Origin of the sequence: Paenibacillus sp. OSY-SE (genome assembly GCF_000283315.1) — a bacterium.
GTDB classification, from domain to species: domain Bacteria; phylum Bacillota; class Bacilli; order Paenibacillales; family Paenibacillaceae; genus Paenibacillus_B; species Paenibacillus_B profundus.
The window spans coordinates 91,055-113,041 of sequence record NZ_ALKF01000186.1 but is presented as its reverse complement, the minus strand read 5'-3'; the positions used below and the strand labels follow the sequence as shown (position 1 = coordinate 113,041).

Here is a 21,987-nt window from a genome sequence, read left to right as displayed (position 1 = left end):
ATAAAATTAGCCAAAATTAAAATGCACACCACTAAAATTTACTTTTTGTAATGCGCATTTTAATAATATGTGTAACATTATAAACAAGCTATGGTGTAATAAAACATCATGTACAATTACTTGTCTTTAATATTACAGAGTAACCAGGGAGGTTTTTTCATTATACCTAACCGTTTTTATCTATAGTGTCGGAAAAAACATTATTTCGTGCAATTATTTTCCTTCAACTCCCATCATAAATTCCTTATAAATATGCAAATTAATCATCATTGGCCGATTATGAAGGGGAATGTCGCATGAAACTAAAAATGTATCTGTTATCCACATGTAACGTTTTCGATCCCATATACTGCTCACTGAGACGGCTTACTTATATCGACCGTGCGAACCAGAATATTTTCAGGGTAAAACTGCTAACTTATCGAGGTAAGGAAATAGCGATGTCTGACGGAACACGCATCCGGAACAAGGATCTATTAGTAAAGATTCATTTGTACAATGTACAATTGTTGCGTCAAGTGTTGCATGTAACGAATAACGTTCAAAAGGGGCGCATCATTTATCGGTGCGTGGATCGTTCGTTGCCGGGCGTGTGCCAATTCATCCAGAACCATCCGAGAGGGAATGAAATCAAAGCCATCATTGGAATCACCATGCTAAATCGGGGATGCCGACAACTCGGCTTTGACGTGGTGCCTATTTCCAATCCGTTATATCGGGGGTTTAAATGGATTAATCAACTGCCTATTCATTTAATTTCGGTGTCAAATCCGATAAATCGATTCAAGAAGCGGCATCTCCCGACATATTTAGTGATGTCCAAAAACAAGCTTGAAAAAATTTATGGCCATCCTTCTACATAGACGAACCGGAACAACTGCTGACACGTCTCATTTCATAAAAAGAAAGGGTGCCCCGAGTATTCACCGAGGGGGCACCCTTTTCTGCCATTAACCTTGTTTTGACATTGCGTATGGAAGCGCTGCTTCGTCATAGCGGTCTTCACGTGGCGAATCCGCCATATCGAAGGAGATTGTTCCTCCGTTCTTCACCTTAGCGTGCTCCAAGTACAACGTCGCCACTTGTGCGCCATCCATGCGTACGCCTGCCACATATTTATTCGCGGCGGAGTTATTGTCCGCTTCGATGACGAGTTGTTTGCCATTCTCCAGATGGACCGTCATCCGCTTGAACAGCGGCGTTCCGATGACATACTCCGGAACGCCTGGGCTGAGCGGGTACAAGCCCATCGCGCCGAAGACGTACCATGCGGCCAAGCTGCCGTTATCCTCGTCACCTGGAAGTCCGTCTGGGCGAGAGCTGAACAGTTCATCCATCGTCTTGCGTACCCAATGCTGCGTCAAGGACGGGTATCCAAGCGCCGCAAAGATGTACGGGAAGTGGAAGCTTGGCTGGTTGCTGATTGCGAATTGTCCGAAGTCGACGGCTGCCATTTCAGACATTTCGTGTATTTCAAAGCCGTACGAGCCAACCTTGAACTCCGGCTTTGCTGCGAACAGCGCATCCAACTGCTTCTTGCATTGCTCGCGCCCGCCCATTAGCTCGGCAAGGCCTAACAGGTCATGCTGCACTGCCCAACTGCTCTGGTAAGCGCCGCCTTCTGTATACGGACCGCCCCACATCGTCGGGTCGAACGGCTCGAGCCAACTGCCGTCTTGCAGCTTGCCACGCATGAAGCCTATGGCTGGATCGAACAAGTTTTTGTAGTTCTTAGCGCGCTCCATAAGCTGTTCGTATTCTTCTTCACGGCCTAAATGTTTCGCTATCTGTGCGATACAGAAGTCGCCGAATACGTAGTCGAGCGTATTGCACACACTCTCATGCGTGTGAATATCAGCAGGCATATAGTCGTATTTCAAATATTCGCCCATGCCTTTGCGTCCGTATCGATTGTCGCTGGAAACGGTCATGGCATGCTTTAACAATCCTTCGAACGCCGTCTCTACATCGAAGCCGGTGTTTCCTTTTACGACGGCATCTGCAAATGATACGTCAATCAACGTTCCCGGCATCATGCTCCGCTCGCCAGGGGAAGCCCATTTCGGCATCCAGCCGGCTTCCTTATATGCGTTGACCCAGCCTTGCATCATTTCATTGACGAAAGAAGGGTAGAGGAGGTTGTACAACGGGAACGATGTGCGATACGTATCCCAGAAGCCGATATCTGCAAACAAGGGACCTTCTTCAATCTTGCCGTTGTACGGGCTATAATGGATTTGTTTGCCGTTTGCATCATATTCATGGATGGCGTGCGGGAAGAGGGAAGTCCGATACAGACAAGTGTAGAACGTATCCAACTTATCCGTGTCGTCGCTCTCGACTTCGATGACGCCGAGCTGTTTTTCCCATGTGTCCGTCGCCATGCTGCTCACTTCATCGAAGGTACGGCTGCCAACTTCGCGCTCCAGGTTAATGAAAGCCTGCTCTTCGCTGATGAAGGAAGTGCTCATGCTGACATGTACGATGCCGTTCTCAGGAACGGTCAGTCCAACATACGCGCCGATGCGCTCGCCTGTCTTCGACAAGCTGTTTACCGGCTTGTATTCATGATCGGACAAGCCACTTGCGTCTGCAGCGACCGGGCAGTCGAACTTCATGACGAAGTACATGCGGTAATTGTCCGGTGTGCCGCCTGCTTTCGCCGTCGTGTAGCCAGTCAACGTGCCTTTGTCCGGATCGATCGTCATCGACGCTTCGCCAGGGAACGTCGACAGAATGAGTCTCGCTTCATCCTGACGATCGAACGTCAGCCGGATGCTGGCGCAACGCGCTGTCGGCGAGAGTTCCATCGTCGTCTGGTAGCGAAGCAGTTGGACCTTAAAGTAGTCCGGACGTACGATCATGTCTTGCTTGCGGAACGAAGACGAGCGCTCAGGCGCCCACACTTTAAGCGGTCCAGTCTGCGGCATTAAGGTCATATGGCCGTAATCGCCGATCCATGGGCTCGGCTGGTGAGTCAGCCGGATGCCCTCTAGACGATTATGGTTCGGGCTGAAGAACCAGCCGCCAGCGGCTTCGTTCGTCTGCGGGCTCCAGGATGCCATTCCGAACGGCATCGCAATCAGGGGCAGAGTGTTCCCATTCGAATACGGATAAATGGAATCTGTTCCTTGCAGAGGGTTCACATGCTTTAGTAAGCTCATCTATTGTCTCTCCTCATGTTAAAATTGAATGTCATATTAAATATGCCTTTCATGTTATATTGTATGGTGATATGTCATATTACACCTATCATATTTTTATAATTTCTATCACTTTTCATGATAAAATAAGGATAGCTGTCATTTATATTAGGAAGAAAAGAGTGATTGGAATGTTTCCTTACAACTTGCATGGAGACGACGAAATCCACGGGGAATTTCCGTTCACACTGAAAATTCATCGTTTGAATGTGCCTGTGCCCGCCCATGTGCATCATTTTATTGAATACACGTATGCCTTGAAAGGCAAAGGAAAAGAAATCATCAACGGAGTAGAAAAGGAACTGACGCCGGGCACCTTCACTTTATTGTTTCCCCATCAGGTGCATGAGCTAGACATCGCTCCCGGAGATGAATTGCATTTATATGTGGGAGCGATCGGTCTGAAGGCTTTTTTTGGCGCGGGAGACTCGTTCTTGGCCTTGCACAGCTTGCTGAAGGGGGCGGAAAATGACGAGAACACCACATACAAGCTGGACGAGGTGACAGCAAGAGAGGTGCATTTGCTGCTTCAGCAAATGCATGAGGAGGCGCGTGAGGAGAAGCCGTGGAGCCGGATGATGTTTCTCGCCAAGCTAACGCAGGTGTTCATCTTATTCGACCGTTACCGTCAGGAGAGGTTGGACGAAGGGCCTCAAAGCTACGGAAGGAACCCTCGCAGAGGAATGTGGGAAGTCGTTCATTACGTGTACCAGAATTTCAAGGAAGATATAACGCTGGATACACTATCGAAGCGGTACAATTACAGCGTTTCTTATATAAGCTCGGCCTTCAAACAAATGGTCGGAGAAAATTATTATTCCTTTCTGGAACGAATCCGCGTCGCGCATGCCTGCAACTTGCTGATCGGTACAGACATGAAAATTACCGACATTGCCTATGAGGCCGGGTTCAAATCTTATCCGACGTTTATCCGCGTGTTTCAGTCCCGGATGGGCATGACACCGACCCTGTACCGCAAGCATAATAACATTGAATTGATTTAATGCATGTGATTCCTATTTTAATCCATGAGGGGGAGGAGAAGTGTGATGGGGGAATCGGGACTCCAATCAGAAGTCCCAATCTTCTAGCTATGCTTATAGGCGAATTTTGAATGAGCGGTTAGATAGCGGATAGAGCCATTTAACGCCTCTTGGTGTCAAAGTATCGGCAATCAGATGGGAAGCATAACCGCAGATGGATACGGCAGTGATGCCTTCAATGCGAAGCTGTTGCTCCAGGCCCCATCCGATGCAACCCCATAACAGGGTGGCCCATATGGTATGTGACATCCCCCTATGACTGAGCCATGGAACCCAGGCAACAAACACACCCAAGCCGATCAACCAATTCCAACCCAACGTCCATCCCCAATAGAGCAGCCCGCAGCCAACCATGCTTACCATAATGTTGCGGGTGACGCCTTCTTTGGCGACAAAGCCGAGCAGCAGCACGACTACCGAGACGATACTCAATTCTTGACTGACAAATGCCTGCGTCGAATACTGGTAGATGACTCCAGCGGCAAGACAGACACCGAGCCAGAGGAGTATTTCATGCAGCCATCTGGAAATCTTGCCGATTTTGCTGCTCAATATGCTAGGGCCGTCCAGATCCGCACTCAAGGCGGATAATGCCGACACCGCAATATATAAGGACGCATTCTTCAAGGTAAATGGATAATACACGGCTGCGGCAGCTCCGACGGCAATACCGATAGTAAGGTGTGTCGATCCTTTCATATGTTCTCCTTTCATAGTTGCTAATATCCTGATGGAGGCACAAACATATGTTTGCATCTAGCCATTATACCTATTTTCGAACAGAATTAGCAAGCCTTTCATAGCCAGTGCAGAGAAGTGTTAATAACTTGACTCTATACGGCGTGCAAAATAAGTGAAATATAATGTTTTTTATCTTAAAAATTGATCATTTATCAAAAGGGAGCTACAATCATAGTGGGCACATTACATTTTCTATCTTTGTCACGTAAATGGGGACGTGCTCATTTTTATGACGCAGTATGAAAGCGTTTCAAAAACCGATCATAAGAGAAGGAAAGGGATCAAAATGACGAATCATTTAACCCGTACCGAAAAAGATTTTCTGGGAGAAAAGGAAGTTCCTGTCGAAGCGTATTACGGAATTCAGACGCTGCGCGCTGTGGAGAATTTCCCGATTACGGGCGCACACATGAATGAGGAGCTGATTCGCGGTTTAGCTATCGTGAAGAAGGCTGCGGCGCTGGCTAATATGGAAGTGAAGCAGCTTCAGGAGGAGATGTGCGAGGTCATCGTTCGAGCCGCGGATGAAATCATTGACGGGCAATGGCACGACCATTTCATTGTCGATCCGATCCAGGGCGGAGCAGGCACTTCGATGAACATGAACTCGAATGAAGTCATTGCGAACCGGGCACTTGAACTGCTTGGGAAAGCAAAAGGGGATTATGCCAGCTTAAGCCCGAATAATCATGTCAACCGTTCGCAATCTACGAACGATGCGTTTCCGTCCGCTATACATATTGCGGTGTTGACGCTTATCGATAAACTCTTGATCACGATGGGAGAATTGTACGAGACGTATCGGAAGAAGGCGGCTCAATTCGATCACGTTATCAAGATGGGACGCACTCACTTGCAGGACGCTGTTCCCATTCGATTGGGACAATCCTTTGAAGCGTATAGCCGAGTGTTGTTGCGAGACATGAAGCGTATTGAGCAATCCAAGCAGCACCTGTATGAAGTTAATATGGGCGCTACCGCAGTCGGAACAGGACTAAATGCCGATCCGAGATACATTCACCGGGTAGTGGAACTATTGGCCGAGATAAGCGGATTCCCGTTAATTCATGCAGAGCATCTGGTGGACGCCACGCAAAACACGGACGCTTACACGGAAGTATCGGCAGCGCTCAAGGTCTGCATGATGAACATGTCCAAGGTGGCGAACGATCTGCGTTTGCTCGCATCCGGTCCTCGCGCCGGCTTCGGTGAAATACGTCTGCCAGCCCGTCAGCCAGGCTCGTCCATCATGCCGGGTAAGGTCAACCCGGTAATGTGCGAAGTCGTGAACCAGGTGGCGTTTCAAGTTATCGGCAACGACCATACGATATGTCTGGCATCGGAAGCCGGCCAGTTTGAATTGAACGTGATGGAGCCTGTGCTCGTATACAATCTGCTCCAATCGCTCAGCATGATGAACAACGTCTTTAAGGTATTCCGTACCCACTGTCTAGAGGGGATTGAAGCCAATGAAGAGCGTTGCCGCGAATACGTGGAGAACAGCGTTGGCATCATTACAGCCTTAAGCCCTCATCTCGGTTATGAAGTGTCCGCCCGTATCGCCCGCGAAGCGACGGAGAACGGCAAGTCCGTAAGAGAACTGTGCTTGCTATACAACGTGCTAACGGAAGAGGAGCTGGATACGATTCTCGATCCTTATGAAATGACCAAGCCGGGAATCGCTGGTGCAGCTTTGTTCGAGCGAGAGTAATTCTGACTTGAGAGACGCCCATTCTATGGGTGTCTCTTTGTTGTGTCTCTCGATATCCATGCAAACATGCGTTTCACCGATTGCTGATGAATATCAGGCGGAAAAAGGTGTCCATATCCATCAAATGTATGCATATCCACATCTGCTCCATCTTGTTGCAGCTTCTTAAACATCTGGAGTCCATGACTGAAATCCACTTGAGCATCTTCGGTCCCGTGAATAAGGAGAATCGGGCAGGAGATATCTTCCGCCATATAAAGGGGAGAACGAGCAATATAAGACTCTCGTTTCTTGACGGGGTTCCCGCCAATGACGCGCTTCAGCATTCTGCGAAGCTCCATACGCTCTTCATACGTTTGCGCCAAGTCTGACACGCCACTCCAGAGGATGAGCCGGTGAATATCCGGCATGCCGACCGCCGTTTGTGCAGCATTGATGGCACCGCGTGAGAAGCCCATGACCGAAATACGGCTAGGATCGACGAACGAAAGACTTTGCAGCAGACGATAAGCCGAACGAACGTCTTCTTGCTCAGCACCGCCGAATTCATCTCGTCCTTCGCCACCTTCATTGCCGCGGTAGGTAGGAGCAAAGACAAGATGTCCGAATTGCGAGAACTGCTCTAACCAGTCCGATTTGACCCGGCCAAATTTACCCATGCCTCCTCTGCAATAGATAAGAACAGGCCATTGTTGCTCATGTAAATCTTGGTTCGCCCGGTTCAAAGGATGGGCTATTTCCGTAACGGGCAGATTACCTTCACCATAGAATCGTTCGATATTGGATTGTATTTCGCTGGCTGGACGTTCATGGCCATAGGGGAGGCTCAAATACCCCTTTACACGTAATCCATCCGATAAGTATGTAATGTGATAGATCATTTTGTGAATATGCCCCTCTCATTAGTCTTGTTATCCACGATAATATCAACATGAAGAATAGGACACAATTATATTGTATCTCCCGCTTTAAGCGGCCGCAGCATGTCCCGATATGCGGTAGAGTTCGTTGAGGTGTTGTTCATCCGTTGGTTTCTGATGTGTTTTGCGGTATTTCTTATTTTCGGAAAAGTGATAGTCATCGAATATTTAGCAGTCTTTTCGCCGTTCTTGTGCCAACGATGATCATCGTGATTATGCCCTTAGCAACACTCTCCCTAACGCTCAGTCAAAACTTTTTGTCACGGCGGATTCATGCTAGAACACACTTAAGAAACTGAAATTCTAGGAAGCTAAAGTTACGTGAAATTCGAAGTCTCAAATAATTGATAAAGCCTCTTGAAATAGGAATGTTTGTTCGGTATAATCAATATGTAGGAACAAATGTTCTGATTTTGGATCGGAAAGAGCTGTAGCAAGGAGGCGACCTATGAAAGCATGGCAATCCATTGATACGCTGGAAGAGTTACATAACTATTTTCATTCGGAATCCGTATGTGCAAGCTTATTGTATCAGATGAAGTGGCCGGAGGGTTTTGTCTGTCCGCGTTGTAGGCATGGCCATGCCTACATTATTCAGACACGCCGGTTGCCTCTGTACGAGTGCCGCATGTGTCGGCATCAGAGCTCGCTTACCACCGGCACGGTCATGGAAGGTAGTCGCACCCCCTTGCAGAAATGGTTCACGGCGTTCTGGCTGGCCTCTCGCCCGGATGCTGGCATTAACGCCGTTCAGCTTAGCTCGATCATCAAGGTAACCTATAAGACAGCTTGGTTGATGCTGCACAAGATTCGGGCAGCGATCAGCCATGCCGACGCCGCGCGGCCACTAGAAGGCAAAGTTCAAGGTATCGTTGCCTTTCAAGGCCTCACGTACCATTCTATGTTGGAGCTTCATCCCCGGGAGTACCCCCTTATCGTTTCTGCATCCGTCAAGGAAGACGGGCTGGAGAGCAAATTCAAGATGAAGCTTGTGAAGCAGGAGCATCTTTCGGGGAAGTTGCTGCTTCGTTCAGGCTGTGACCATTTCACAGCTCTTCACGTCACGGAGACCGCTCTCGAGACGACTATTATCCGGCATCCTTACCGAACTCGTAGGGATAATCGCTTATATCAAGCCTTCAATCGGGCACGTCGCTGGATGAACGATACGTTTCACGGAATTGGAGAGAAGTATCTTCAGAGGTACCTGGATGAATTTTGTTTCCGTTTGAATGCAACTACTCAACCTACGTCCACGTGGGAGCGACTTTTATGCGTGTGCATGTCTTTTCCCGCTGCCTTGGAACATCTTTTTGCCCATCATGACACAAGTCCTTCTTCTGCCGCACAATCCGCTGCGTAACCGAGTTCATGCAGACGTGAAACGCTAACTTCTATTATATCTGAATTCATTTTGACATCGTCGCCTTTTTAATTTCTCAGTTCATGTAGATTATGCAGCTTGCTTGCGACGTTCTGTCCTTGTGCATACATAAGCGCGTCCAGCAACGTTTCTGGGATCACGAGACATGATCGTGCCTGCACCGTACCTGAGGCATGCAGACATGAAGCATGCTTTAGTCAATTTTGCAGTTATATCGCGATGATATGCTTGCGTTGTTCAAAAAACAAACAGCGATGAACCTACATTTTTTGGACTGAACATGCGAAGACAAAATGTGAAGAACGAGCCGAATTTGTTAGACTCGTGGTCTTCTTGGATCCAACTTGTTATGTACCTGAGCCAAGGGGAGAGTGTCGCTAAGGCTTGAGTACGAACATCATTCCTCGGAAACGAAACGGGTTTTCTGTAACTGGAGTACCGTGCCGTCACGTCACTGAACATGGATAGACTATGTCAGCGGCGAGATGATCATCATGCGTATCGTATAATATCTGCACTATCTTCTGTCGATGCACCATACTTGACAGAAGCGCATACACATGTAATAGTAGAGCAAATGGATATAAATACCGAATCCAAATGAAAGGGCGATGCAATATGGTGCGCGTTCATCATTATCAATGGGATGACAATTTCATAGGTCGCTCTTTTTCAACAAGGGGCTGTGTGGAAGTAGAGAACTTCCGCACAGCCTCTTTCTTTTGTTAAAGCAGGAAAGGAGATGAATGTATTGGCTGTCAAACAATCACAGCAAGAAATGCAAACAGGACCTATCACGTTAAAAGGAGAGCAGCTGACACTTAATCAGTTGGCCGCCATCGCCTGCGATTACAATCCAGTCGTGCTTGGTGCTGACGCGGTACAACGTGTCAACCGTTGTCGTGAAATGGTAGAGGAACTCGTGAAAGCGAATAAAGTGGTATACGGGGTTACAACCGGATTTGGAAAGTTTAGCGATGTCACGATTTCATCAGAAGATTCGGCCGGGCTCCAAGCTAACTTAATCCGCAGTCACGCGTGCGCTGTGGGCCTTCCTTTGCCCGAAGCCACCGTACGCGCAATTATGCTTTTACGGGCGAATGCCTTGGCAAAAGGCTACTCTGGCATTCGTCTGGAAACGCTTCAATTGCTAGTCGATTGTCTGAATCGGGGAGTGCATCCGATCATTCCCGAGCAAGGATCGCTCGGCGCAAGTGGGGATTTAGCTCCGCTGTCGCACTTGGCACTTGTTCTCATGGGGGAAGGGGAAGCAGTCTATAATGGCAAGCGTATGGGGGGACATGAAGCGTTGACCCAGGCAGGCCTCAAGCCGATTCAGCTACAAGCGAAAGAAGGTCTGTCGCTCATCAATGGCACGCAGATTATGACGGCGATCGGCGCGTTGACTTATGTGAATGCACAGCGGCTTGCCAAGACGGCGGACGCCATCGCCGCCCTCACGGTTGAATGCTTGCAGGGAATTACGGATGCGTTCGCGGATGAGCTCCAGCGCGTCAGACCTTATCCGGAGCAGATCGGCGTTGCAGCCAATCTGAGAAAGCTGCTCGACGGCAGCCAATTGACGACGAGACAAGGCGATATCCGTGTTCAAGATGCATATTCCTTGCGCTGCTTGCCTCAGGTTCATGGTGCAACACGTCAGGTGCTTGCATATGTGGAGGATAAGCTTGACGTGGAGATGAATGCCGCAACCGATAATCCGCTCTTGTTTTTGGAAGAGGGTGTAGTCATCTCGGGTGGGAATTTCCACGGACAGCCGATGGCTTTTGCAATGGATTTCTTAAAAATCGGGATGAGCGAGCTTGCCAATATTTCCGAACGACGTACGGAGCGGCTTGTCAATCCAGCATTATCCGGCGGACTTCCTGCATTTCTAAGCCAGCAGCCGGGCATGGCGTCCGGCATGATGATTCCACAATACGTGAGTGCCTCTCTCGTATCCGAGAACAAGGTGCTGGCTCATCCGGCGAGCGTCGATTCTATCCCGTCCTCCGCCAATCAGGAGGATCACGTATCGATGGGCACAACGGCTGCCCGCCACGCGGCGCAAGTTATCGACAATACGGCCAAGGTGCTGGCGATTGAACTCATCTGTGCAGCGGAAGCAGCAGTATTTCGAGGAGTAGATAAGCTTGCGCCGTCGACACGCACGTTATTCGACAAGGTGCGTGAACTCGTACCGTCACTAACAACAGATCGCTCCCTCGGCAAGGAGATTGAAATTATTGCGTCTGTACTAAGTAAGGGAGAATTCCTTCATGCTGTGGAGAAGGTATCTGGACCGTTGTATTAAATGAATTTCATTTTACGAGGATTCACACTAAAAGGAGGCGTAACAAGATGAATGATGTGAAGCGAAGCATCCGCGCACCGCGGGGAAAAGAGTTGACGTGCAAAGGCTGGGTTCAGGAAGCTGCCATGCGCATGCTGATGAATAATTTGGATCCGGACGTTGCTGAGCGGCCTGAAGATTTGGTCGTCTATGGCGGTATCGGCAAGGCGGCACGCAACTGGCCGTCCTATGATGCGATTGTGCGTGAGCTACAGCGTCTAGAGAACGACGAAACGCTGCTAATCCAATCTGGCAAGCCCGTCGGCGTATTCCGTACCCATGAACGGGCGCCCCGCGTGCTCTTGTCGAACTCCGTGCTCGTCCCGAATTGGGCCAATTGGGAGCACTTCCGTGAACTCGAACACAAAGGATTGATGATGTACGGGCAAATGACTGCTGGAAGCTGGATTTATATTGGAACTCAAGGCATTCTTCAAGGAACGTATGAAACGTTTGCTGAAGCTGCACGCCAGCACGCGCAAGGAACATTGCGAGGCACGCTGACGCTGACAGCAGGTCTCGGCGGCATGGGCGGCGCACAGCCCCTTGCTGTAACAATGAATGACGGCGTCGTCATTACGGTCGAGGCGGACCGTTCCCGGATTGAACGCCGGATTGAGACGCGTTACTGTGATGTGTTGGCCGAATCATTCGATGAGGCATTGGAGCTTGCTCGGCAAGCACTGGACGGGAAGAAAGCGCTATCTATCGGGTTGCTTGGCAATGCGGCAGACATCTTTCCAGAGTTCGTGCGTCGCGGGATCAAGCCTGATTTCGTCACTGACCAGACCTCTGCCCATGACCCGTTGAATGGTTACATCCCAGCCGGATACAGCATGGAAGAAGCAGCTGATCTTCGTGGTCGCGATCCGAAACGCTATATCGAGCTATCGAAGGCCAGTATGGCTGTTCATGTGCAGGCGATGCTGGACTTGCAGAAGATGGGCTCGGTCGTGTTCGATTACGGCAACAACATCCGTCAAGTCGCATTCGACCAAGGCGTGCACAATGCCTTCGCGTTTCCAGGCTTCGTTCCAGCTTATATCCGTCCGCTCTTCTGCGAGGGCAAGGGACCGTTCCGCTGGGCGGCATTATCGGGGAATCCGGAGGATATTCGCAAGACAGACGAGCTCGTGCTTAAGCTGTTCCCGGACAATGGCCATTTGCGCCGCTGGATTACGATGGCCCAAGAGCGTGTCGCTTTCCAAGGTCTGCCGGCACGCATTTGCTGGCTGGGCTATGGGGAACGTGCGAAATTCGGCCTAGCCATCAATGAGATGGTCAAGACTGGAGAACTGAGCGCCCCGATTGTCATCGGCCGTGATCATCTCGATTGCGGTTCCGTCGCTTCCCCGAACCGCGAGACGGAGAGCATGAAGGATGGCTCCGATGCGGTCGGCGATTGGGCGATTCTGAATGCGCTCATCAACACATCGGCTGGGGCCTCCTGGGTATCGGTACATCATGGCGGAGGCGTCGGCATGGGGTACTCGCTGCATGCTGGCATGGTCGTCGTCGCCGACGGTACGGAAGAAGCGGCGGAACGATTGCGCTGCGTCTTGACGACGGACCCAGGCATGGGTGTCATTCGCCATGTCGATGCGGGTTATGACGAAGCGATTGTGACCGCGGAACAGCACGGGATCTGCATACCGATGCGCGAGCAATCTTGACATACATGTCATATTCAGAAGAGCAGTGAAGGAGGTTGGCTTCTTTGAAACAGATTGAATTGCTTCTTACCGGAATCGGATGTTTGTATACGCCTGAAGGTATTCAACCCCGATACGGGGAAGAGATGGGGCATATTCGCCAAATGACAGATGCAGCTGTAGCCATTGAACAAGGCCGAATCGTGCTAGCTGGACAGAAAGACGAAGTGATTACGGCTTTGGAGGGCGCTCATATTGTCGAAACAATCGACGTCGGTGGTCGTATGGTAACCCCCGGATTGGTCGATCCGCATACCCATCTCGTTCATGGCGGATCGCGTGAGCATGAGCTCGCAATGAAGCGTTCCGGTGTGCCGTACTTGGACATATTGGCTCAGGGAGGTGGAATTCTGAGCTCCGTAAAGTCTACGCGGTCCTGGAGCGAGCAAGAGCTATACGACAAGGCCTGTAGAAGCCTGGATGAAATGCTGCTGCAAGGTGTGACAACGATTGAGGCCAAGAGCGGCTATGGCTTGTCGCTTGAAGCGGAGCTGAAGCAGCTGCGGGTATCGCGTCGGCTTCATGATACACATCCGGTGGACGTCGTGTCCACCTTCATGGGCGCGCATGCCGTACCGGAAGAGTACAAGGGACGCGCAGATGAATTTGTGGACTTGGTCATCCGCGACATGCTGCCGGTCGTTGCGGCAGAAGGGTTAGCGGAATTTTGCGACGTGTTCTGCGAAGAAGGCGTATTCAACGTAGAGCAGTCGCGCCGCATCTTGGCGGAAGGCAAGCGTCTTGGCTTACATCCGAAGATTCACGCGGATGAAATCGTGCCGCTTGGCGGTTCCGAGCTGGCCGGCGAGGTAGGAGCGATCTCTGCCGAGCACCTGTTGACGACGACCGATCAAGGGCTGGCCAGTCTGGCCGCAGGGAACGTCGTCCCGGTCCTGCTTCCGGGAACGTCCTTCAACCTGGGCCTGACCCATCATGCCCGGGCCCGTGACATGATCGACAAGTTCCGGCTGCCGGTGGCTCTGTCCACTGATTACAATCCCGGATCATGCCCGACCGAATCCATCCAGCTCATCATTATGTTGGCATCCTTGAACTTGAAGATGTCACCTGAGGAAATATTGACCGCATGCACGTTGAATGCTGCCGCGGCAATTGGGCGTGCAGGCGACATCGGTTCCATCGAAAGAGGCAAGCGGGCGGACTTGACCATCTTCGATGCGCCCAATCTGGCCTACTTACCGTATCACTTCGGCATCAATCACACATTCGGTGTTATCAAGAACGGAATACCAGTCGTCTGGAACCGTGCCTTGACGGGGAAAGGAGGAAATGCGCGATGAGCTCCCGCATTCCTCACCTGCGTGGCATCCGAGGCTTCATGAATTCCAAGCCGTACCACGACTATGTATCCGGTCACGGAGCTTCACTTCACGTGACGTGCGCCGCTTGGGCATCGATGCGATCTTAGACCGAGCATTGGCATGGGCAGGTGAGGGAACGGAAGCGATATACGTCAGCTTTGATGTTGACGTCATCGATCAGGCTTTCGCTCCAGGATGTCCAGCCATCGGTACGGGAGGAATGGACCCGTGGGACGCATTATACCGACTTGGCATGCTGCCACAAGTCCAGGGACTGGACTTCGTCTGCATTGACCCAACGGTTGATGTCCGCAATGTGACATCAAGATTGGCCGTCCAGTTCATGCTGAGCTTTTTGAGCGGAATGGCAGAGCGATCGTAAATCCAATTGACACCGAACTGCAGCTGCCGGGATATCCCGGCAGCTTTCTTGCGTTCATAGCACTTCCATTGTAATTCCGCACTTGATCCTTACGAAATTGCCAGCTTTGTGTAAGGAAAATCCATCGCACTTTTTCGACTGGTATGTAAAAATAATATTGTAATCAATCAAATTAGCAAACCAAAATGAAGAGGTGGTCTTGGTGAGATCCAATCATGTGTTATCGTCTTTATGTTATTTCAGCATCCTATTCGCACCGCTGCTGCTTCCTATTATCGTACTTCTTATTGCAACAGATGAAGTGAAGGTTCACGCAAAAAAAGCGCTGTGGACGCATCTCATTCCGTGTTTGTCTGTTGTTATCGGTCTTGCGATATCTGCTGCGGTCGGATTCGGTGTTCAGGATATAGCGACATTTGGCATCGGTTTATTTTTGACCTACGCAGCCTTCATACTGACCGGAGTCTATTATTTCTTCTGGAATATCGTGAAAGGCGTGCGCGTACTGAACAGTCCATCTATCGCAAAGTAATCAGAGCTTGGTTAGCCAGCCATTCACCCTCTAAACGGGGTGGATGGTTTTTATTTTCTTTGACTTCAATTCTAGTTTAATGATATATTTTATCGGCATTTTGATGCGATCGCAGATAGGAAAGGGATGTAATAGAAATGACAACAAGCGAAGACACAAAGCCGAAATTATTGCCAACTAAAATCTTGAAATGCAGAAATTCGGAGTGCAAGGCGTGGGTGAGAGACGAATTTGCAACTGCCGAGCAAAGCTGTCCGCTCTGTAACGGCCCCATGCTCAGAAGCATCAAGCACCTGCCTGCCGTTCAGAACAAGGTGAAGCCGCAACCGCGCAAGCGGAAATCGGAATTTTAATAAAATTACATAAGCACATAAACAGAACCGCAGCAACTCCAGGTCGCGTACACGGTTCTGTTTTTCGATTGCTACGAAGATTTTATATCGATAACGTTTATCTTTCTATCATCTGTTCACGATTCGGTCCGACGGAAATCCGGCGAATCGGAACGCCAAGCTGGCGTTCAATGTACAGCACATAATCTCGGGCTTGCTGCGGCAATTCATCGAAGCGGCGTATGCCGGAAATATCGGACATCCATCCGGGCAGGGATTTCAATACGGGTCTCGCTTCATCAATCCGGGCCGATACAGGGAAATGACCCGATACGACCCCGTCAAGCTCATATGCCTCGCACACCGGTATTTCCGGCAAATAACCAAGCACATCCAGGTTAGTCAGCACAACTTCGGTAGCACCCTGCACAGCGCATCCATATCGGGTAGCCACAACGTCGAACCATCCCATGCGTCGCGGACGTCCAGTCTTCACGCCGAATTCTCCGGCGTCACCGCCACGCCGTCGCAATTCATCCGCTTCGTTCCCCCTAATTTCAGAGACGAACGGGCCGGCGCCTACACAGCTGGAATACGCTTTAACGACGGTGACCACATGCCTGATCGCAGACGGAGGCAGTCCCGCACCGACCGCAGCGAAGCCCGCCAATGTAGACGAAGAAGTGGAGTAAGGGTATATCCCATGATCCGGGTCGCGCAGCGCACCTAGCTGTCCTTCCAGCAAGATGGATTCACCGTTTTGCAGCGCTGTTTGCAGCAAGACTGTCGTATTGCACAAGTATGGTTTTATTTTCTCCGCCTCTTCCAATAACTGTGGCAATAATGCCTCCGCATCCAGCACTGGTTTGTTATACAGATGAGTCAACAACACGTTCTTTGCTTCAAGTGAAGCTTGGATGCGTGACTTTAACCGCGCTTCCTGATACAAATCCGCAACCTGTATACCTAATTTGAAATATTTATCCGAATAAAAGGGCGCGATGCCCGATTTAGTAGAACCGAATTTACGATCTGCTAATCGTTCTTCTTCCAGTTCGTCAAACATACGGTGATAGGGCATGACTACCTGCGCACGATCAGAGATGCGCAACTTTGGCTCCGGCACGCCTCTGGCCAACAGAGCGTCGCGCTCCGACAATAAAGCAGTCATGTCGAGTGCCACCCCTGGTCCAATGACATTGACAACGTTGGGGTGAAATACGCCTGACGGAAGCAAATGGAGTGCGAATTTTCCATAGCCATTAATGATGGTATGTCCTGCATTGCTTCCTCCTTGATAACGAACGACATAGTTGGATTCCGCCGCAAGCGCATCCGTCACTTTCCCTTTGCCTTCATCGCCCCAATTCGCTCCGACAATCGCTGTTACTGTCATCCTAACGCCTCCATATAACCGATTTGATTAAACTGTTGTCAACATTGAAACCTTTCTGTATCTTCATTATAATGAAAGTATTTAAATAAATATAATTAATAACTTTTATATTTGATATAAAGGTGGTTTATGTGTTGAGGACAAATTTAGATTGGTATCGCGTGTTCTATGTGACAGCCACGCAGGGCAGCTTCTCCAAAGCTGCAGCAGCTCTGTTTATTACTCAGCCTGCCGTTAGCTATGCAATAAAGCAGCTGGAAATGGCGCTGGGCGGGAAGCTGTTCTCCCGGACACCGAAAGGGGTGGCGTTAACGGCAGAAGGGGAGGTGCTGTTCAAGCACATTGAGCAAGCATATGGCTTCTTAGCTGCTGCGGAGAGGAAAGTGGCCGAAATGCATCAAATGCTGCGCGGCGAAGTTCGTATTGGAGCGGGCGACAGCCTATGCAAGCATTACTTATTGCCTTATCTGGAGAGCTTTCATGCATCTTTTCCCGATATTAAAATTCAAGTCACCAACCGGACTTCGTTAGAGACCGTTCAATTGTTGAAGGAGGGGAAGATCGATTTCGGCATCGTCAACTTGCCGATCGAGGACAAACAAATCCAAATTCGCGAAATCGCCGTCATTCAGGATTGTTTTGTTGCTGGAGAAAAATATAAGCATGTTGCAACGAAGCCTGTTTCTATGCAAGAAATGAGTGAATATCCGATTATCCTGCTCGAAAAAGGGAGCAGCTCACGAAGGTATATCGACCGCTATGTTCAGCTTGCGGGTATGGATATCCAACCGGAAATTGAACTGGGCAGCGTTGATCTATTGGTCCAATTTGCACGGATAGGCCTGGGGATTTCTTGCGTGGTGAAGGATTATATCCGTGATGAATTGAGGCAGGGGATTCTTTTCGAGATTGCGCTCGAAAATCCCATTCCCCCGCGCAGCATCGGTATTATCACATCAAGAGAAATGCCTCTTTCCGTGGCGGCAAGTCATTTCCTTCAGTTGCTGCAAGCGTAAGGATAAGATGTTACTCCTGCAGGCAGAAGTTCAACAAATACCCTGGCGGTGGCAATACCACAGCCAAGGCATCATTATCGATGCAATCTGTTCATTCCAGAGTGCTCGATTTGAACTTTGACATTGAGCGAATCTAGCGAATCCGGTGTCAGTTGTATTGATTTTCCATTCCCCTCCCGTTTCCACTTGTTGATATGGTTGCGGTAGACATAGTTCCGAAACGAAAATACGTCCATTTTTTTTCGAAGCCCCTGCTCGAATGTTTTCTTTACTTCATCGCGAATGCTTTGCTCGGCAAGCGAGATTATTTCAGCCTCGGACAAGTTGCCGGTTATTTCATCTACGAATCCGTTGACATGAATACTCACATTAAACTTGGGAATCAACCCTCGAAAAGTCACGGCAATGTTCGATTTGGGAGTGGTCATGGTAAGCACCGCATCAGGCTTCTCTCCCCTTCCAATGTTCAGAGGGGTTTGCACTGTTTTACTAGATAGCCATCGTATGCCATGTATGTGGTTCATTGCGAACCAGTTCCGGTAGGTGCCCTCTTGCAGCGCAAATGCGCCGTCGATCTTATACTGTCCCACTTTTTTTTCGTTCTCTTGCCAGTGATTGTGATTGACTGACATACTCGGCAGCAGCAGCGTCGATCCCGGTTCGTTCATCTCCACAACCATCCTGTGAAGCTGAATGGGACGTATATAGGAGTGCTGCTTGAACATATCTTCCGGATTGTGGAGAATGGATGTGATCGGTGACATGTTGAATGGAATTGGAACGGTAAACAAATCTGAAAGGGACTCCTTTGTCCCATAAACCCACGGCGTATAGCGAATTCCATAATAACGTAGCAGTGTATCTAACATTTTGTTCACATTTTGCTGCAACGCCTTTTCGCTCAATATAATCGCGGTTGTATGTTCCCATAGAATTTTAAGCGAAGAAGCGGAATAAATGTCGTTAACCGCTGCATCCAGAGAGAAGCCTTCCCCGCGTCCAATCCACTCCGGTGTTTTGCTTGTAGCCCTCATGCCTTCTTGCTTGGCGACATTGGAGAAGTTAAGAGACTGACTATAGACTACAAATTTGTCATTCACGTGGTCGATGCCTATGGCGGTGATATAATTTATATCCTGCACATTTTTGATATCCCAGCATCCTGCAAGCGGGAACATGGATATGAAGCATATGCAGCACAGGACGAGGGTGGTGATGTTAGTCACTCTCTTTGGTTTGAAGCTGTTCTGTCTATAGCGTGATTTGCTCATGTCGTGTCTTCTCCTTGGCGCGTATCGTCGGTCGTCTTAAGCATGACCGGCCGCCGTTTCAATAATTTCACTGGAACTCCAATCAGCGATTGGAGCATGTCCTTAAAGACAGGAGGCGATAGCGGAGCAAGGTAGGGAATGCCGAAAGATTGCAGCGTTGACAAGTAGACCAGTATGGCTAACAGCGATATGAAAAAACCATACATGCCCAGCACGGAAGAGCTCACGAGCACGAACAGACGCAATATGCTGACGGTCCCGCTTAACGTCTGGTTAACGAGAGTAAAGGTCGCAACAGCCGTGACAGCCGCTACGACGAGCGTCGTAGGCGAACTAAGTCCCGCACGAATCGAAGCGTCTCCGACAATTAATCCTCCGACGACTGCGATGGTCTGGCCTACCGCCTTCGGTAAGCGTATCCCTGCTTCGCGAAAGATTTCGAACAAGCCGAGCATGAGCATCATTTCCATCGGCGCGGACAGCGGCAGTCCCATCCGGGAATTCGTAACCGTCGCTAAGAGCGGGAACGGGAGCTGCTCTAGATTAAATGCGATTAAGGCAATCCAGAACCCTGGCATATAGATAGATACAAGCAACCCAATGATGCGCAATACCCGTTGGAACGTGACAAAGAAAAAGGGAAAATGGATGTCCTCCGGAGATTTGAGCGTCAATACCAAATTTGCCGGACCGATAAGCACCATTGGCGATCCTTCGGCAATGATGACGAATCGACCCCGGACAAGCGCTTGAACGGCATAATCAGGACGTCCAATATAATCGAGCAGCGGGAACAGGGCGTATTTCGAGTCGCCCAGCGCCTCCCCGAGCTGGGAACTGCTTACTACAGCGTCGGTATCTATCTGCCCGAGCCGTTCCCTGACTTCATCGAGCATCTCCGGATTCGTGATATCGGATATATATAGCAATGCCACTCTGGTCTGGCTTCGGAGTCCAATGGTAAAGGATTCAAACTTCAATGAACGGGTTCGCATCCGCTTGCGTATCAACGCCATATTCATGGACAAGCTCTCGGTAAATCCATCCTTCGGACCTTTAATTGAAATTTCCGTATTGGATTCTTCAGGGGAACGATTTGGCGGGTCGGCGATATTGACGGAGAAGAACTGGTTCTCTCGTTCAAATCCAATCATCAATTGACCCGAAAAAAGGATTGCTTCGGCCGCCTCTATTCCTGCTGCCGGATCGAAGGGTTGAATCGCAAGCGGATTGTTGCGATGCAGGCAATCCAAAGAATGCGCATCTTCCAGCAAGGATCTAAATTGTGGAACGATATATTGGTTCATCTGCTTGATGTCCGCCAAGCCCTCGCAATAAATAAAGGTTACGTTATAACAATTGTCGCCGGGGCCGAATAAATGGTTCTCAATTCGAATATCTCCGCACTCCGCCAAGCAGGATTTGAGACTGCCGACAGACAACGGCATTTGTTTTTCATGTTCATTGAACGGGTCAGGAGTCGGAATAAGGTTCTTGTTCATGGACAGTCGCTCCTTCGGATTGTCGGTGATGCCTGGCGGCCAGAAGGGCAAGCAGCAATGACAGCAGAACAAGCCCACACGTTACGCCAGGAAAATAAAAGGAATGCAGCATCTTTACAAAACGGATGTCATCATTACCTGCAAGTGTGGCTGCGCACAGAATGACTGCTGCCAGCAGGCCGGTCCCGACTCGCTGGTGCGGGCCCCGCAGCGGCAATAAATCTATAATAAGAAACAACCCCAGTGAAATCCGGATGAATGAACCGGACAACCATTGATAAATGGAAAGGAAATCGACATGGTCGATATATTTTCCTGCCGCTACAATCCTCCACTGTTCGAAAGCCGGGTAACGCATCGTGGCCGCATTTTCGGCGCCGAAGTTAGCGATTGATCCGAGATACGGGCCGATAGTCAATCCGGCCAGGGCAATCGCCAATACCGCCATGCCCCAGAATCCCGGCTTCTTGGACAGATGCGGCTGCAGCAAGATGACGACAATCAATTCGGCCATTCCGCCGCCGATAAGCATCGTTCCTTGTATGACCGGTACGAAGCCATGCTCTAGCATCGGCAGAATAAGCGAATAATCTTTAGTGCGAAAATTGGCTCCCATCACGAAATAACCCAATATGATGACAATCGGCAGAAGAATTCCAGCACAGATGGCAATAGCCTGAATGCCCGAAAGAGCACTTGCCAGAGACAGAATAACCATTGCAGCGGTAATGACAATCATCGGAGTGTTGGGTAAGTAGGATATTTTCGTCCATGTGGTTGTATCCTTTAACGTGACAAACACGGCCAACAGCAAATATAGGACAAAAAGCATGGTCATAATCCATGCAATTGCCGTTCCGCCTTGTCTGCAAAGCCAGGGGAACAGCGCGTCGGTGCCTTTCTTGCGCATAATCCACATGAGTAGGGGAATCCAGCACAGGCTGAGAAGAAGCGCCAATAATACGCTTATCCAACCATCTTTATGGGTCTGCCGCAATAATAGCGGAATGATGGTGACATGGTTCAACAACCCGGTGGACATTACCAAGATGAAACAGGTTTGCAGGTAGGTAATGGATTGGCGTGGCGACATCATCTGTTCTCCTTCGTGCAGCTACAAGCTGACCAGAATTGCTTTGACAACAGTAGTTTTAGTCGAATCGATGA

The 21,987-nt window shown here is 49.6% G+C and carries 18 protein-coding genes; 11 read left to right on the top strand and 7 right to left on the bottom strand.

Annotated features, from left to right (window positions below; all coding sequences use genetic code 11):
* Positions 1-296 precede the first annotated feature (296 nt).
* The gene (locus A372_RS34150; RefSeq protein ID WP_036704512.1) at positions 297-863 is read left to right on the top strand and encodes a YkoP family protein; all 567 of its coding nucleotides are present in this window, start codon (positions 297-299) and stop codon (positions 861-863) included.
* Positions 864-950: 87 nt separating this feature from the next.
* Here A372_RS34150 and A372_RS0117250 read toward each other — a convergent pair whose 3' ends face one another.
* Complete coding sequence (locus tag A372_RS0117250) at positions 951-3,164, bottom strand: GH92 family glycosyl hydrolase (protein ID WP_019422131.1); 2,214 nt, start codon at positions 3,162-3,164, stop codon at positions 951-953.
* 170 nt (positions 3,165-3,334) lie between these two features.
* Between A372_RS0117250 and A372_RS0117245 the strand changes: the two genes are divergently transcribed.
* A complete protein-coding gene (locus A372_RS0117245; protein ID WP_019422130.1) occupies positions 3,335-4,207 on the top strand; it encodes an AraC family transcriptional regulator in 873 nt (290 codons plus the stop codon).
* 93 nt (positions 4,208-4,300) lie between these two features.
* Here the strand turns inward: A372_RS0117245 and A372_RS0117240 are convergent, their stop codons facing one another.
* Entirely contained in the window at positions 4,301-4,945 is a 645-nt protein-coding gene (locus tag A372_RS0117240; protein WP_026011127.1) for a metal-dependent hydrolase, read from the bottom strand.
* A gap of 328 nt (positions 4,946-5,273) precedes the next feature.
* On the opposite strand from A372_RS0117240, the gene aspA reads away from it, so the two are divergent.
* Positions 5,274-6,698 (top strand): aspartate ammonia-lyase, encoded by a 1,425-nt coding sequence (aspA, locus tag A372_RS0117235; RefSeq protein WP_019422128.1) that lies wholly within the window; start codon positions 5,274-5,276, stop codon positions 6,696-6,698.
* A gap of 23 nt (positions 6,699-6,721) precedes the next feature.
* Here aspA and A372_RS0117230 read toward each other — a convergent pair whose 3' ends face one another.
* Complete coding sequence (locus tag A372_RS0117230) at positions 6,722-7,579, bottom strand: alpha/beta hydrolase family protein (RefSeq protein WP_019422127.1); 858 nt, start codon at positions 7,577-7,579, stop codon at positions 6,722-6,724.
* A gap of 487 nt (positions 7,580-8,066) precedes the next feature.
* On the opposite strand from A372_RS0117230, the gene A372_RS0117225 reads away from it, so the two are divergent.
* The 7 genes from A372_RS0117225 (at position 8,067) to A372_RS0117195 (ending at position 15,656) form a co-directional block, all read left to right on the top strand.
* On the top strand, positions 8,067-8,981 hold the full coding sequence (locus A372_RS0117225; RefSeq protein WP_019422126.1) for a transposase: 915 nt from the start codon (positions 8,067-8,069) through the stop codon (positions 8,979-8,981).
* A 799-nt stretch (positions 8,982-9,780) separates the two neighbouring features.
* The gene (gene hutH / locus A372_RS0117220; protein WP_443146843.1) at positions 9,781-11,316 is read left to right on the top strand and encodes a histidine ammonia-lyase; all 1,536 of its coding nucleotides are present in this window, start codon (positions 9,781-9,783) and stop codon (positions 11,314-11,316) included.
* A 47-nt stretch (positions 11,317-11,363) separates the two neighbouring features.
* Positions 11,364-13,028, top strand: a complete 1,665-nt coding sequence (gene hutU, locus A372_RS0117215; RefSeq protein ID WP_019422124.1) for a urocanate hydratase — start codon at positions 11,364-11,366, stop codon at positions 13,026-13,028.
* 44 nt (positions 13,029-13,072) lie between these two features.
* Positions 13,073-14,368 (top strand): imidazolonepropionase, encoded by a 1,296-nt coding sequence (hutI, locus tag A372_RS0117210; RefSeq protein ID WP_019422123.1) that lies wholly within the window; start codon positions 13,073-13,075, stop codon positions 14,366-14,368.
* On the top strand, positions 14,358-14,771 hold the full coding sequence (locus tag A372_RS0117205; protein ID WP_026011126.1) for an arginase family protein: 414 nt from the start codon (positions 14,358-14,360) through the stop codon (positions 14,769-14,771). The genes hutI and A372_RS0117205 overlap by 11 nt, the downstream gene beginning before the upstream one ends.
* A 202-nt stretch (positions 14,772-14,973) precedes the next feature.
* Positions 14,974-15,303 carry a DUF4870 domain-containing protein gene (locus A372_RS0117200; RefSeq protein WP_019422122.1) on the top strand — a complete coding sequence of 110 codons (330 nt, stop codon included), beginning with the start codon at positions 14,974-14,976 and terminating at the stop codon, positions 15,301-15,303.
* A 137-nt stretch (positions 15,304-15,440) separates the two neighbouring features.
* On the top strand, positions 15,441-15,656 hold the full coding sequence (locus A372_RS0117195; protein ID WP_019422121.1) for a cold-inducible protein YdjO-related protein: 216 nt from the start codon (positions 15,441-15,443) through the stop codon (positions 15,654-15,656).
* A gap of 97 nt (positions 15,657-15,753) precedes the next feature.
* Here A372_RS0117195 and A372_RS0117190 read toward each other — a convergent pair whose 3' ends face one another.
* A complete protein-coding gene (locus tag A372_RS0117190) occupies positions 15,754-17,031 on the bottom strand; it encodes an adenylosuccinate synthase (protein ID WP_019422120.1) in 1,278 nt (425 codons plus the stop codon).
* Positions 17,032-17,165: 134 nt separating this feature from the next.
* Here A372_RS0117190 and A372_RS0117185 point away from each other — a divergent pair, with 134 nt between their 5' ends.
* The gene (locus A372_RS0117185) at positions 17,166-18,047 is read left to right on the top strand and encodes a LysR family transcriptional regulator (RefSeq protein ID WP_019422119.1); all 882 of its coding nucleotides are present in this window, start codon (positions 17,166-17,168) and stop codon (positions 18,045-18,047) included.
* A gap of 74 nt (positions 18,048-18,121) precedes the next feature.
* Here the strand turns inward: A372_RS0117185 and A372_RS0117180 are convergent, their stop codons facing one another.
* The 3 genes from A372_RS0117180 to A372_RS0117170 are packed head-to-tail and all read right to left on the bottom strand — an operon-like array spanning position 18,122 to position 21,916.
* Positions 18,122-19,318 carry a Ger(x)C family spore germination protein gene (locus A372_RS0117180; protein WP_019422118.1) on the bottom strand — a complete coding sequence of 399 codons (1,197 nt, stop codon included), beginning with the start codon at positions 19,316-19,318 and terminating at the stop codon, positions 18,122-18,124.
* On the bottom strand, positions 19,315-20,820 hold the full coding sequence (locus A372_RS0117175; protein WP_019422117.1) for a spore germination protein: 1,506 nt from the start codon (positions 20,818-20,820) through the stop codon (positions 19,315-19,317). Before A372_RS0117175 ends, A372_RS0117180 begins: the two co-directional genes overlap by 4 nt.
* Positions 20,792-21,916 carry an endospore germination permease gene (locus A372_RS0117170; protein ID WP_026011124.1) on the bottom strand — a complete coding sequence of 375 codons (1,125 nt, stop codon included), beginning with the start codon at positions 21,914-21,916 and terminating at the stop codon, positions 20,792-20,794. The genes A372_RS0117175 and A372_RS0117170 overlap by 29 nt, the downstream gene beginning before the upstream one ends.
* Positions 21,917-21,987: the final 71 nt, after the last annotated feature.

Coding starts and splice junctions, on each gene's coding strand:
- A372_RS34150 (WP_036704512.1), top strand. CDS start 297: ATGAAACTAAAAATGTATCTGTTATCCACATGTAACGTTTTCGATCCC.
- A372_RS0117250 (WP_019422131.1), bottom strand. CDS start 3,164: ATGAGCTTACTAAAGCATGTGAACCCTCTGCAAGGAACAGATTCCATT.
- A372_RS0117245 (WP_019422130.1), top strand. CDS start 3,335: ATGTTTCCTTACAACTTGCATGGAGACGACGAAATCCACGGGGAATTT.
- A372_RS0117240 (WP_026011127.1), bottom strand. CDS start 4,945: ATGAAAGGATCGACACACCTTACTATCGGTATTGCCGTCGGAGCTGCC.
- aspA (WP_019422128.1), top strand. CDS start 5,274: ATGACGAATCATTTAACCCGTACCGAAAAAGATTTTCTGGGAGAAAAG.
- A372_RS0117230 (WP_019422127.1), bottom strand. CDS start 7,579: ATGATCTATCACATTACATACTTATCGGATGGATTACGTGTAAAGGGG.
- A372_RS0117225 (WP_019422126.1), top strand. CDS start 8,067: ATGAAAGCATGGCAATCCATTGATACGCTGGAAGAGTTACATAACTAT.
- hutH (WP_443146843.1), top strand. CDS start 9,781: ATGCAAACAGGACCTATCACGTTAAAAGGAGAGCAGCTGACACTTAAT.
- hutU (WP_019422124.1), top strand. CDS start 11,364: ATGAATGATGTGAAGCGAAGCATCCGCGCACCGCGGGGAAAAGAGTTG.
- A372_RS0117205 (WP_026011126.1), top strand. CDS start 14,358: ATGCGCGATGAGCTCCCGCATTCCTCACCTGCGTGGCATCCGAGGCTT.
- A372_RS0117195 (WP_019422121.1), top strand. CDS start 15,441: ATGACAACAAGCGAAGACACAAAGCCGAAATTATTGCCAACTAAAATC.
- A372_RS0117190 (WP_019422120.1), bottom strand. CDS start 17,031: ATGACAGTAACAGCGATTGTCGGAGCGAATTGGGGCGATGAAGGCAAA.
- A372_RS0117180 (WP_019422118.1), bottom strand. CDS start 19,318: ATGAGCAAATCACGCTATAGACAGAACAGCTTCAAACCAAAGAGAGTG.
- A372_RS0117175 (WP_019422117.1), bottom strand. CDS start 20,820: ATGAACAAGAACCTTATTCCGACTCCTGACCCGTTCAATGAACATGAA.
- A372_RS0117170 (WP_026011124.1), bottom strand. CDS start 21,916: ATGATGTCGCCACGCCAATCCATTACCTACCTGCAAACCTGTTTCATC.